The sequence below is a fragment of the Dactylosporangium sp. CA-139114 genome (genome assembly GCF_050955725.1).
In the GTDB taxonomy this organism is placed as follows: Bacteria; Actinomycetota; Actinomycetes; order Mycobacteriales; family Micromonosporaceae; genus Dactylosporangium.
In genome coordinates, this window is sequence record NZ_CP192080.1 from 284839 (window position 1) to 297190 (window position 12352).

Sequence of the window (12352 nt, forward strand, 5' to 3'; positions counted from 1 at the left end):
CCATGTCAGGCTCGTCTCATGCCGTCGCCGAGGCGAGCTCGCAACGACCCTGGTCAGTACGACGACCTGGCCGGGGAATGGTGGCGCCCCGGCAGCCCGTTCTCGATGCTCTACTGGCTCGCGCGCGCCCGCGCGCGACTGATCCCGCCCGCCGAGCGCGACGGGGCCGTGCTGGTGGATCTCGGCTGCGGCGGCGGCCTGCTCGCGCCGCACGTGGCCGGCAAGGGATACACCCACGTCGGCGTCGACCTCGTCGTCTCCGGCCTCGAGCAGGCCGCCGCGCACGGCGTCACCCCGGTGCTCGCCGACGTGCGGCGCCTACCGTTCGCCGACGGCAGCGCCGACGTCGTCAGCGCCGGGGAACTGCTGGAGCACGTCCCCGACCGGCCGCGCGTGGTCGCCGAGGCGTGCCGGATCCTGCGCCCGGGCGGCTGGCTCGTGCTGGACACGCTCGCCGACACCGCGCTGTCGCGACTCGTGGCCGTGCGCCTCGCCGAGGCCGTCGTGCCCGCGGTGCGCGGCATTCACGACCCCGCGCTGTTCGTGGACCCGCGGCGGCTGCGGGCGGAGTGCGCGCGCCACGGGGTGCCGCTGGTCGTCCGCGGCGTGCGCCCGGCGCTGCCCTCACTCGCCCGGTGGCTGGTGACCCGCCGCGGCCGCGTGCCGATCGTGCCGACGTTCTCGACCGCGATCCTCTACCAGGCGCGCGGCAGGAAGGTGAGCCAGTGACGGGTGCCGCCATAGCGGGGATGCACGTGACGTATCCCGGCCAGATGCGCCAGGACGAGGTGTGGGACGGCTACTTCAGGCGGCACTACGAGGGGCCCCGCCGCGGGCTGGCGAAACGGATCTTCGCCAACTCGGGCGTCGTCACCCGTCACGGGGCGGTCAACCCGCTGCTGGAGGACGCGTCTTCCTGGTCAACCGCCAAACGCATGCATCGGTACCTCACGGAGGCCCTCCCGCTCGGCAAGGACGCGGTCGCGGGCGCCCTGGACGCCGCGGGACTGCGCCCGGACGAGATCGGGCTGTTCGCGGTGTGCTCGTGCACCGGATACGCCACGCCGGGCCTCGACATCCTGCTCGCCCGCGACCTGGGCATGGCGGACGACACGCAGCGGCTGTTCATCGGGCACATGGGCTGCTACGCGGCGCTGCCCGGGCTCGGTGCCGTCTCGGACTACGTGTCCGCGCGCGGGCGCCCCGCGGTGCTGCTCTGCCTCGAGCTGACCAGCCTGCACGTGCAGCCGCCCAGCGACGACCCGCAGCAGATCGTGGCGCACGCGCTGTTCTCCGACGCCGCGGCCGCCGTGGTGCTCGTGCCGGACGGCCCCGGCGCGCTCGTGGCCGACATCGCCGCGGTCACCGACACGGCCACCGCGGATCACATGACGTGGGACGTGACCGATCTGGGCTTCCGCATGGGGCTGTCGCCGCGGGTGCCCGACGTGCTGTCGATCTACGTCGCCGACCTGGTCGAGCGGCTGCTGCGCCCGCGCGGGATGTCCGCCCGGGACGTGGATGCCTGGGCGGTACACCCCGGAGGCCCCCGAATCCTGGACGTCGTCCGCGACGAGCTCGCGCTGCCCGAGTCGGCCCTGGCCGCGTCCCGCGACACCCTCGCGGCGCACGGGAACTGCTCCTCGCCGACGGTACTGCTGATCATCGACGCCCTGCGCCGCCGCGCCGCCGGCCCGCCGCGCACCACGGTCGCGCTCGCGTTCGGCCCCGGCCTCACCCTCTACGGGGTGCTCCTACAGGTCTGACAGTTCGGCCTCGAACGAGTTCGGCGTGGTCACCGACCGGACCGCCTTCACCAGCTTGCCGTGGAAGTTGACGAGCACCGCGGCGGTGGTCCGGTCGCCGGCCAGCTCGGGCACCGAGGCGCGCAGCGAGTTGTTCGGGTCGGCGAGGGAGCGCACGGTCACGCCTTCCCTGAGACCGCCGGGCAGCGTGGGCGGGCGAGCGGCGACCACGATGACCTTGACGGTGTTCTTCGCCGTCGCGACGGCGTCGACGGTGCTGCGGATGAGCTGCTCGCAGGAGCACCCGTCGACGAGCAGCACCACGGCCGGGGAGATCTCCACGAGCCCGACCGGCTTGCCCTCCGGGTCCTGGAGGCTCACGCCGGTCAGCGACACCACGGCCGGGGTGGTCGTCGGGGACCCGACCTTGGGACTCGTCTTCGGGGCGCGCCCCGGCCACGCGACGGCGAACAGGCTCACGAGGGTCGCGATGACCGCGATCGTCATGATCAGCAGCGGTACGACGAGTCCGGGCGAGTCATCCGTGGCGCGCCGGGCCGGCTTCGGCCTCAGGTGCAGTCGGCGCCGCCAGCGCCGGCGGATTGCGTCGCGGCGGAATTGCCGTCGGATCGGTGCGCCTTCGTCGTCGAGTGCGGCGGGATCGTCGGGAATGATGATCGTTCCCCACTCAGGCGGGAGATCGGGGAGGCCACCACCCTCTTGTGGTCGCTCACCACCGCCGTTGTCATCCCGCAGCGCGCCCATCGCTGTTCTCCTCGCACCTGCCTCAACTTTCCCTCACCTTCGGGTCCCGCGCCAGAGGTGACTCCATCGAGATCTGTGCGTATCATCTACGCTCCGCCGCTGGTCACGTCACGCAGAGTGTCGGTTCTGGACCGTCGGCGAACTGCGGGGGACACTTGCCGTAATCAATCGGATATGTCCGACTGCCAGGCCATTTGTGCGTGCTCCCGGTTGTTGATCCGCTACACAGCAGGTCCGGCGTTTCCTGTCAAGCAGGAGAAAGGGGACTCACATGTGTTCTGACCTGCGCGAATGCTGCTCTCTGGGGTGGGACGACAGCGCGTGACCGTGTTACCCTAGACACAGCGAAAGGGGTTTCGAACCTATGGTTTTCAGTGTCGGCGAGACCGTTGTCTACCCCCACCACGGGGCCGCACTCATCGAGGCAATCGAGACTCGCGTCATCAGGGGCGAGGAGAAGCAGTACCTCGTCCTCAGGGTCGCTCAGGGTGACCTGACGGTGCGGGTGCCCGCCGAAAACGCCGAGATCGTCGGCGTGCGCGAGGTGGTCGGCGAAGAGGGCCTGACGAAGGTCTTCGATGTCCTCCGCGCTCCGCACACCGAGGAGCCGACCAACTGGTCGCGGCGGTACAAGGCGAATCTGGAGAAGCTGGCCTCCGGCAATCCGCTCAAGGTTGCTGAGGTCGTTCGCGACCTGTGGCGTCGCGACCGTGAGCGTGGTCTGTCGGCCGGCGAGAAGCGCATGCTCGCCAAGGCGCGGGACATTCTGGTCGGCGAGGTGGCGCTCGCCGAGAAGAGCACCAAGGACGAGGCGGAGTCGTTGCTCGACAAGGTGTTGACCGAGGCCTGACGAATCCAGCCTGGCTATCCCTTCGATATCGAGGACCGCGACGTGACGGCGCACGTGTCTGTGCGTGGTGACGTCGCGGTCCTCGTGCCTGCGGCCGGCATGGGGGTCCGACTCGGACCTGGCGGCCCCAAGGCACTTCGCCTCCTGGGTGGCGAGCCGCTTCTTGTGCACGCCGTGCGGCGTCTTGCGCTCGCGCCCAGTGTCGGCTGCATCGTGGTCGCCGCGCCGGCCGATGCCGTGTCCTTCGTCGCGGAGCTCTTGGAGCCCGTGGCCCCGGTCACGGTAGTGCCCGGCGGGGCGACCCGGCAGGCCTCGGTCGCCGCGGCGCTGGCGGCGGTCCCCGAGGGTTTCGACATCGTGCTCGTCCACGACGCGGCGCGCGCATTGACCCCACCGGAGCTGGTGGAGTCCGTGGCGGCGGCGGTGCGAGGGGGGCACGGCGCCGTCATACCCGTTCTTCCGGTGGTCGACACCATCAAGCAGGTCTCGGATTCGGGCTCGGTCGTGGCGACCGTGGACCGGTCGTCCCTGCGTGCGGTGCAGACACCACAGGGGTTCCGGCGCGAGGTCCTGGAGAAGGCGCACTCGGCCGCGATCGACGAGCACACCGACGACGCCGGGATGGCCGAGCGGATCGGTGTGCCGGTGCACACCGTGCCCGGGTCCGAGGCGGCCTTGAAGATCACGCGGCCGTTCGACCTGGCTGTGGCGTCGCTGCTGCTTTGATCACCGCGGCGCGCTGTGTCGCCTTCGGGCCTCGCCCGCTGCCTCCGCTCTGCTGCGTGCTGCTGTCGATGCGCCGTGGCGCTGCTTCGGACCACCGCGGCGCGCATCGTCGCCAGCGCGGCACGTTGGCGCTGCTTTCACCACGGCGGTGCGCACTCGTCGACGGCGGGGCGCGTTGGCGCTGCTTCGACCACCGCGGCGCGCATCGTCGAGGGCGTGGCGCGCGTTTGGTGCTGCTTTGATCACGGCGGCGCGCATTCGTCGACGGCGGGGCGTTGGCGCTGCTTCGATCACTGCGGCGCGCATTGCCGCCAGCGCGGCACGTTGGCGCTGCTTGACCGCCGTGGCGCGCATTCGTCGCCCGCGCGGCACGTTGGCGCTGCTTGACCACCGTGGCGCGCATTCGTCGCCCGCGCGGCACATTTTGTCACCGCTGCCGGGGCTCTCGTTGCCGACACCCTCGCGTCGCATTTCCGACATTTCCGGAATGTCGATTGCGGTGGAGGTGTTTACGCCGCGCTGGGCGCTTTTGCGCTGCGGCGAGGCGTTTACGCCGCGCTGGGCGCGTTCACGCCGCGGCGGGAGCTTTACGCCGCGGCGGGAGCTTTACGCCGCGCTGGGCGCGTTCACGCCGTGGTGAGAGCTTTACGCTGCGGCGGGAGCTTTACGCCGCGGCGGGAGCCGGGTTCGTCGTCCGCTTCGGGCGGCGGCGCCAGAGCAGGAAGCTGCCGACCGACCCGCCGATGCCCAGCGTCGCGATCATGACGCCCGCGATCGACATGCCCACCGCGTCGCCGCGGGCCGTTGCCGAGCCGAGCGCCGAGTACGCCAGGGTGGCCGGGAGGGCGCCCACGACCGTGCCGGTGATGAACGCGCCCATGCGCACGCTCGTGGTCCCGAACACGTAGTTGGCGATGCCGAAGGGCACGATCGGTACCATCCGGGAAATCAGGATCGCCAACGTCCCGCGTTTGGCGACGGCCTGCTCCATGGCGAGCAGGCGACCGCTCAGGTGGCGGGCCATGAACTCGCGGCCGAGGCATCGGCCCACCGTGTGCGCGATCAGCGCGCCGATGGTGATGCCGAGCATGATGTACAGCGCGCCGCCCACGAAACCGAACACCAGCCCGCCCACGCCGGCCAGCAGCGTGCGGGGGGCGAGCGCGGTGGTGAGCACGGCCGAGCCGCCGATCGCGATGAACGGGGCCAAGGGGTGATTGCTGCCGACCGCGTGGGCCAGCGACGAGCGGGTCGGGTGGGCAATGATGATCGCTACGGACAGGGACACCACGATCACGGCGAGCAGACCGAAGCGAAGCGCGGCTCCGGTGCGCCACCACGGAACGGGGCTCGTCGGGGTCGTCTGATCGCTGCGCACCCGACCCAGCCTAGGCCCGATTCGCCCATATGCCGACCCGTGCGTCGGTTCGGCAACCGAAGGTTCACGGTTGTGCACCAAAACGTCGTACCCTCCCGTCGTGATGTTGATCGGGAACGGCACCGACGTCCACGCGTTCGAATCCGGTCGCGAGTGCTGGGTCGCCGGGCTGCGGTGGGAGGGCGTCGACGGGCTCGCCGGGCACTCCGACGGCGACGTCGCCGCGCACGCGATCTGCGACGCGCTGCTCTCCGCGGCCGGGCTGGGTGATCTCGGGGCGAACTTCGGCACGTCACGGCCCGAGTGGGCGGGCGCTTCGGGCGTCACGCTGCTGCGCGAGACCGCGCGCCTGGTCCGGCAGGCCGGGTTCGAGATCGGCAACGTGTCCGTGCAGGTCATCGGGGTCAAGCCGAAGATCAGCAAGCGGCGGTCGGAGGCCGAGCGGGTGCTGCACGACGCCCTCGGGGCGCTCGTACGGCTGTCCGGCACCACCACCGACGGCCTCGGGTTCACCGGCCGCGGCGAGGGACTGGCCGCCACGGCCGTCGCGCTGATCTATCCGGTCTCCCGCTAGAACGGTCAGGCCTGGCGGGCCCACGTCCAGGCGTATCCGGTGTCCTCGATCGCCAGGGCCGGCTCACACAGGTCCAGCGGCCGGAAGGTGTCGACCATGACCGCGAGCTCGTCGAAGGCCTCGGCGCCGATCGCGCGCTCGACCGCGCCCGGCTGCGGTCCGTGGGTGAATCCGCTCGGGTGCAGCGAGATGGAGCCCTGCTCGATGCCGGAGCCGCGGCGGGCCTCGTAGTTGCCGCCCGTGTAGAAGAGCACCTCGTCGGAGTCGACGTTGTGGTGGTTGTACGGGATCGGGATCGCGAGGGGGTGGTAGTCGACCTTGCGCGGCACGAAGGAGCAGATCACGAAGTTCGGCCCCTCGAACGTCTGGTGCACCGGCGGGGGCTGGTGCACGCGCCCGGTGATGGGCTCGAAGTCGTGGATCGAGAAGGCCCATGGATAGAGGCAGCCGTCCCAGCCGACGACATCGAATGGGTGGTTTGCGTAAATGTGCTCGGTCCAGCCGCGGCGGTGCTGCACCAGCACGGAAATGTCGTACCCCTCCGCGATGATGGGCTCCGCTGGGCCACGCAGATCCCGTTCGCAGTAGGGCGCGTGCTCCAGGAACTGTCCACGCACGGAGAGATAGCGCCGCGGGGGTCCGATGTGTCCGGTCGCTTCGATCGCCAGCAGCTTCACCGGCCCGTTCTTGGGCACCAGCCGATGGATGACCGATGTCGGGATGATCGCGTAGTCGCCCTCGACCAGGTCCAGCACGCCGAACGTGGACTCCAGGGTGACCGCGCCCGCCGACACGTAGAGGCACTCGTCGCCGACCGCGTTGCGGTAGAGGGGCGAGGGCTCGGTGGCCTCGACGTACGAGATCCGGACATCGTCGTTCGCGAGCAGGTGCTGCCGTCCGAGCACCGCGTCCACCTTGCCCCCGCCGATCTTGCCGGTCTGCAGGTGGCGCGGCTTGAGCGGCAGATTCGGCACCCGCGACCAGGCCGGCGGCTCGAACGGCACCGCCGAGGTGATCGCCGTCGGCCGGTTGCGGTGGTAGAGCAGGGAGGAGTCGCTCGAAAATCCCTCCTGGCCCATCAGCTCTTCCGCGAACAACGAGCCGTCGGGCTGGCGAAACTGGGTGTGGCGCTTCGGCGGCACCTCGCCGACGCGGCGGTAGTACGGCATCACGGCCCTCCAGGTCGTGCTTCATGGAGTGTCCGGATAGCGGACGAGGTTGTCCGCCCTGTAAAGCGTCCACTAGATTCGGAAGCCGTGTCAAACGCAGTGCCAACCCTGCTGACCGCCCTGGTCGACGACGCCGCTGTGTTCCCGCCGGGCAGCGCGCCATTGACCGACGCCGTGCCCGCGCACGCGGGCCACCGCCGGAGCTGGTATTCCGAGCTCATCGGCCCCCTGCTGCTTCCCGTCGCCGACCGCGCCGCCTTCCAGGCGCTCGCGTCCGCATCTCACTCGCCGGATTCACCCGCGCCGGCCGGTCACGCGCCATCCGCGTCGCCGGGAGCCGCCCCCGCCGGGTCCGGATCTCATCCATCGGATTCACCCGCGTCTGCTTCCTCTGCGGCCGGTTCTCCAGCCGGCTCCTATGCGGCCGGGCTGCTCCTGGCCGCCTCGCAGGATTTCTCTTCGGCCGCGGCCGGCTCCTACGCGGCCGTCTCGCTCGGTCTGATCGGTGAGCCGGCCGCCCTCGAGGCCGCGATCGACGACCTCCCCGCGTGCACCACGCAGCTCGAGAGCCCGGTCGCGAAGCGGGGCGAGGACCCGCTGCCCGGCATCGAGCGGCTCGCGCGGCTGATGCGCGAACGCCGGGAGCCCCGGCAGTGGTATGCGGAGGTGCCGCTGGCCTGGGGCCTGATGTCCGGCCTGGACGCCATCGCCGCGCTGCGGGCCGAGGGCCTGCCCGTGGCGGCGAAGTTCCGCACCGGCGGGCTGGCCGCGGAGCTCTTCCCGAGCCCGTCCGAGCTGGCCGCCGTCATCATCGCCTGCCGCGACCGCGACCTGCCGTTCAAGCTGACGGCCGGCCTGCACCACGCGGTCCGCCACACCGACGCCGAGACGGGCCTGGTCCACCACGGCTTCGTGAACATCCTGGCCGCCGTGCTGGCCGCCGCCGACGGCGCCGACCCCGCCGACCTCGCGGCGCTGCTGTCCGCGATCGAGGCCCACCCGCTCGCCGACCGCGTCCGGCCCCATCTCGACCGCGAGCGGCCGTTGTGGGCCGGGTTCGGCAGCTGCAGCGTGCAGGACCCGGTCGGCGACCTGGTGACGCTTGGCCTGCTGGACCGTCCGCGACCGAAGGACGCGCGATGAGGACGCTGCTGCGCACGCTGCGCTGGCTCGCCCTCCCGCGAGCGCTGTCCCCGGCGTCATCGCCGTCCCCCGCTCGGGTCTCGTCCCGCCCGCGGTGGTTGCGCTCGTGGCCGTTCCGCTCGGGGGCGCCGGAGCGTCGGCCGTTGCCTGCCCGGGTGCTCTTGCCTGCCCGGGTGCCCTTGCCCGCCCGGGTGCCCTTGCCTGTCCGGTCGCCGTGGCCGCTCCGTGCCGAGGCCTCGCGTTCCGGGGACTCGCGCGAACGGGAGCTGCCTCCGCGGGCGTTGTCGGCGTCCGGCTCCACGCCGCGCTCCAGGTCGTCCGGCTTTTGGTGGTCCGGCTTCACGTCGGCTGGCTTCACGTCGGCAGGCTTTACGTCGGCTGGCTTCAGGTTGTCCGGCTCCACGTCGGCGCGCTGCGGGTCGTTGTGGTGCGGGGTGCTGTGGCGGCGAAGGGTGCTTCCCCGGGCCGCGGGGTCGGGCCGCGGGTGCCGGTGCTCTCGCGGCCGTCGGCGGCGGGCAGCTCGACCACCGGCCGGCACCGTGGTGCTGCTGCGTCAGCGGGGCCTGACGGGCGAGGCCGCCGGCGACGGCCGGGACCGAGCAGCTCGGCGCGCAGCGAGCTGCCGGATGAGCTTTCGCTCGGGTTCGGTGCTGGAGTCGACGCTGTCTCGCGGGAGCGGGTTGCGGTTGTGGGAGGTGCGCGATGAGTGGTGCCGCTTGGCTGGGGCTCGCCGACGATGACGCGTTCGGGGTGGAGAACCTGCCGTACTGCGCCTTCGGGCAGGACCGGTTCCGCTGGACCGGGGTGCGCGTCGGGGACCGGATTCTGAACCTGGCCGCGGCCGAGGGGCGGGGGCTGATCGACGCCGGTGGGGCGTTTCTCGGGCAGGGGACGCTCAACCAGTTCATGGCGGCCGGGCGGCCGGTCTGGGCCCGGGTGCGGGAGCGGCTGAGCGAGCTGCTCAGCGCCGGGCGGTATCAGGAATCGATCGAGCCGCTGATGCTGTCCGTCGCCGATGTGCGGCTCCAGCTGCCGTTCGAGGTCGCGGACTACGTCGATTTCTACTCGTCCGAGGAGCACGCGACCAACCTCGGGAAGCTGTTCCGGCCCGGCGGGGAGGCGTTGCTGCCGAACTGGAAGCATCTGCCGGTCGGGTACCACGGGCGGGCCGGGACCGTGGTCGTCTCCGGCACCGACGTGCCGCGGCCGTTCGGGCAGCGCAAGTCGCCCGACGAGGACAAGCCGGCGTTCGGGCCCTCGCTGCGGCTGGACATCGAGGCCGAGGTCGGGTTCGTGGTCGGGGTGCCGTCGGAGGGCGCGGTCGCGGTCGACGACTTCCGCTCGCACGTGTTCGGGGCGGTGCTCGTCAACGACTGGTCGGCGCGGGATCTGCAGGCCTGGGAGTACCAGCCGCTGGGGCCGTTCCTGGGCAAGTCCTTCCGGACGTCGATCTCGCCGTGGGTGGTGCCGCTCGACGCGCTCGACGCGGCTCGGGTGCCGGGGCGGGTCCAGGAGCCGCCCGTGCTGCCTTATCTGCGGGCGAGGGAGCACTACGGGTACGACATCGGCTTGGAGGTTTTCTGCAACGGCACGCTGGTCTCCCGGCCGCCGTTCGGCGGGATGTACTGGACGCCGGCGCAGCAGCTGGCGCACCTGACCGTCAACGGGGCCTGGGCGCGGACCGGGGATCTGTATGCCTCGGGGACGGTGAGCGGGGCCGAGGCCGAGCAGACGGGGTCGTTCATCGAGCGCACGTGGAACGGGGCGCGGCCGGTGCAGCTGGCCGACGGCACCGCGCGGTCGTTCCTGCTCGACGGCGACACGGTGACGATCACCGCTACGGCGCCGGGGCCGGGCGGGTCGCGGATCGGGTTCGGGGAGGTGACCGGGACGATCACCAAACCGGAGTGACCTGGCGTTCGGTCGCGGCTTGACCTCGCGCAGGCCGTTCGCGACGCCCGTGCCGGCTCAGGCGGCGATCGCGCAGCACCCGCACCACCCCGAGCGCCAGGTCCAGATGCGACTTGCCTCGGCGATGCGTCACGCCCTTCGCCGGACGGCGGCCTGCGGCGTTCACCCCGGCCGCGGCGAGGCGTGCACCCTGCGCCGGCTCAACCCCGTCGGCGGGGGTGCGGCAAACGCGCGGCCGCAGCGAGTCGCGGCGAGTCGTGCCGGGACGACGAGTCCGCAGCCGCAGCCCGCCCTGTGGCAGGCTGTAGGGCCGCCGTCGGCGCTGGGAGGCCGCGACGGGTGAGCCGGGGGTCGTATGCGAGCGTCGCGGCGCGGCCGAGCCAGTGGCAGGCTGTAGGGCCCGCCGTCGGCGCTGGGAGGCCGCCATGATCGGGTGAACCGGGGTCGTGTGCGGGCGTCGCGGTGCGGGCCGGGCCTGTGGCGGGCTGTAGGGCCCGTCGTCGGCGCTGGGAGGCCGCCACGATCGGGTGAGCCGGGGTCGTGCGCGGGCGTCGCGGCGCGGGCCGGGCGGCGGGGTCCAGTGGCGTGCGGGAATGTCACGGGCCGGTGGGAACGCGGTGTGAGTCTTCTGCGGATCGACGGTCGCCGTGCGCGTCGTTCGGTGCTCGGCAGGTATCGTGCGCGGCGGAGGTGGTTATGGGGACGAGTGCAGCGGGGCTGCGCCGGGTGGTTTCGCCGCGTAGCTGGTCGCGGCCGGTGCGGTTCGTGCTGACCGGGCTGCTCGTTCTCGTGGTGCTCTTCGCGATGGGCATCACCGCCTACCGCACGCTCAAGCCGGCCGAGACCGTGAGCCGCGCGGACAAGCCGGTGCCGTCGGCCGAGCCGATCAAGGCGATCCAATACTCGGAGCTGCCCTCGGCGCCGCTGATCGTCGAGGGGCGGCTGCGGGTCTACACCGAGCAGCGGCGGGTCTTCGCGGACACGCCGGTGACGTCGCAGCGGTTGAACACGCCGCACTGGTCGTACCGGCGGTGGCCGGCCGAGGTGGTGTCGATCGTCGAGGTGGAGAAGCCCGCCAGCGGGGTCGGCATGTCGGTCGTGGTCACGAAGTGGTCGGACGGGGACATCGTCGCGCTCGACGCCGAGAAGGGCGACATCGTCTGGCAGGCCAAGATCGACCCCGCGGACGGCGAGTCGTTCAAGGGGCGCCGGACCGGGGCGAAGACGATGTGGTCGCCCGAGGATCTGTTCGTCAGCGCGTCCGTGCTCGACCGCCAGCCCGTCGTGATCGCGACCGGCAAGGACGTCGTCGAGGGGATCGATCCGGTCAACGGGACGATCAGGTGGACGCATTCGTTCACGGCCGAGCCCGGGTGCCGCACCAACGACTGGACGGGCCCGGACACGTACCTGGTGAAGAACACCTGCGCGAAGCCCGCCACGCTGGAGATCTACGACGCGGCCAGCGGCGCGCTGCTGAGCACCTGGCGGCCGCCGGGGGCCTCGATCGGCACCGAGAGCGTCTCCAACTGGTTCGTCGATCCCGCCTCGTGCGAGCTGGGCCGCTCCGGCTGCACGATGTTCAAGGCCGCCCCGACGGGGGAGGGCGTCGTGACGTACACCGACGCCGCCGCCGGACTGGGCACGATCACGGCCTCATACTGGTCGCTCGCCGCCGACCGGACCGTGAAGGCGGAGCCGGTCGCGGACAAGGACACGGTGATCGCGGTCGGGGACGTCATCGCCCAGCAGATGACCGGCGGGTACATCTGGGCGTTCTCCCGCTCGACCGGCCAGCGCCTGTGGATGTCGGAGGTCGCCGGCCGGCTCATCGGTGGCGACCGGCGCAACTTCTACGTGATCAACAACGAGTACCAGCTGCTGGTGCTCAACCTGGAGACCGGCGCGGTGACGTCGAGCACCGAGCTGCGCATCCGGCCCGCGGACCGGTTCGTCTACAGCATGTACTACCTGCACGCGGGCTACCTGGTGATCGAGCGCCTGCAGACCACCAAGGAGTCCGAGATCGACGACAAGTACTACTTCAGCCAGGACACCGTGGTCCTGGTCGGGATGGGCTGAACCCGCCCC

12 protein-coding genes are annotated in these 12352 nt (G+C 71.6%); 9 read left to right on the forward strand and 3 right to left on the reverse strand.

Going from position 1 to position 12352, the window contains the following annotated elements:
* Positions 1-18: 18 nt before the first annotated feature.
* Together ACQP2P_RS01325 and ACQP2P_RS01330 are read left to right on the forward strand one after the other, a co-directional pair.
* On the forward strand, positions 19-729 hold the full coding sequence (locus ACQP2P_RS01325) for a methyltransferase domain-containing protein (protein WP_433612438.1): 711 nt from the start codon (positions 19-21) through the stop codon (positions 727-729).
* Positions 730-749: 20 nt separating this feature from the next.
* The gene (locus ACQP2P_RS01330; protein ID WP_433618921.1) at positions 750-1766 is read left to right on the forward strand and encodes a type III polyketide synthase; all 1017 of its coding nucleotides are present in this window, start codon (positions 750-752) and stop codon (positions 1764-1766) included.
* Here ACQP2P_RS01330 and ACQP2P_RS01335 read toward each other — a convergent pair.
* The gene (locus tag ACQP2P_RS01335; RefSeq protein ID WP_433612440.1) at positions 1755-2252 is read right to left on the reverse strand and encodes a hypothetical protein; all 498 of its coding nucleotides are present in this window, start codon (positions 2250-2252) and stop codon (positions 1755-1757) included. The two genes, ACQP2P_RS01330 and ACQP2P_RS01335, sit on opposite strands and share 12 nt — an antisense overlap.
* A 622-nt stretch (positions 2253-2874) precedes the next feature.
* Here ACQP2P_RS01335 and ACQP2P_RS01340 point away from each other — a divergent pair.
* The 3 genes from ACQP2P_RS01340 to ACQP2P_RS01350 all read left to right on the forward strand — a co-directional run bounded on the left by ACQP2P_RS01340 (position 2875) and on the right by ACQP2P_RS01350 (position 4726).
* Positions 2875-3360, forward strand: a complete 486-nt coding sequence (locus ACQP2P_RS01340) for a CarD family transcriptional regulator (protein WP_432983890.1) — start codon at positions 2875-2877, stop codon at positions 3358-3360.
* A gap of 99 nt (positions 3361-3459) precedes the next feature.
* The gene (gene ispD, locus ACQP2P_RS01345) at positions 3460-4086 is read left to right on the forward strand and encodes a 2-C-methyl-D-erythritol 4-phosphate cytidylyltransferase (RefSeq protein ID WP_433089774.1); all 627 of its coding nucleotides are present in this window, start codon (positions 3460-3462) and stop codon (positions 4084-4086) included.
* Positions 4087-4420: 334 nt separating this feature from the next.
* On the forward strand, positions 4421-4726 hold the full coding sequence (locus ACQP2P_RS01350) for a hypothetical protein (RefSeq protein ID WP_433612442.1): 306 nt from the start codon (positions 4421-4423) through the stop codon (positions 4724-4726).
* A gap of 24 nt (positions 4727-4750) precedes the next feature.
* Here the strand turns inward: ACQP2P_RS01350 and ACQP2P_RS01355 are convergent, their stop codons facing one another.
* Positions 4751-5587: a TVP38/TMEM64 family protein gene (locus ACQP2P_RS01355; RefSeq protein WP_433612444.1), complete on the reverse strand. Its 837-nt coding sequence runs from the start codon at positions 5585-5587 to the stop codon at positions 4751-4753.
* Here ACQP2P_RS01355 and ispF point away from each other — a divergent pair.
* A complete protein-coding gene (ispF, locus tag ACQP2P_RS01360) occupies positions 5568-6038 on the forward strand; it encodes a 2-C-methyl-D-erythritol 2,4-cyclodiphosphate synthase (RefSeq protein WP_433618923.1) in 471 nt (156 codons plus the stop codon). The genes ACQP2P_RS01355 and ispF overlap by 20 nt on opposite strands.
* Before the next feature lie 5 nt (positions 6039-6043).
* On the opposite strand, the gene ACQP2P_RS01365 is transcribed toward ispF, so the two are convergent.
* Positions 6044-7207, reverse strand: a complete 1164-nt coding sequence (locus ACQP2P_RS01365) for a homogentisate 1,2-dioxygenase (protein WP_433612446.1) — start codon at positions 7205-7207, stop codon at positions 6044-6046.
* Positions 7208-7294: 87 nt separating this feature from the next.
* Between ACQP2P_RS01365 and ACQP2P_RS01370 the strand changes: the two genes are divergently transcribed.
* From ACQP2P_RS01370 to ACQP2P_RS01380, 3 genes are all read left to right on the forward strand, one after another.
* Positions 7295-8350, forward strand: coding sequence for a hypothetical protein (locus ACQP2P_RS01370; RefSeq protein WP_433612448.1), 1056 nt, complete (start codon positions 7295-7297; stop codon positions 8348-8350).
* Positions 8351-9052: 702 nt separating this feature from the next.
* A complete protein-coding gene (fahA, locus tag ACQP2P_RS01375; RefSeq protein ID WP_433612449.1) occupies positions 9053-10261 on the forward strand; it encodes a fumarylacetoacetase in 1209 nt (402 codons plus the stop codon).
* A 756-nt stretch (positions 10262-11017) separates the two neighbouring features.
* On the forward strand, positions 11018-12343 hold the full coding sequence (locus ACQP2P_RS01380) for a PQQ-binding-like beta-propeller repeat protein (RefSeq protein ID WP_433612451.1): 1326 nt from the start codon (positions 11018-11020) through the stop codon (positions 12341-12343).
* Positions 12344-12352 lie beyond the last annotated feature (9 nt).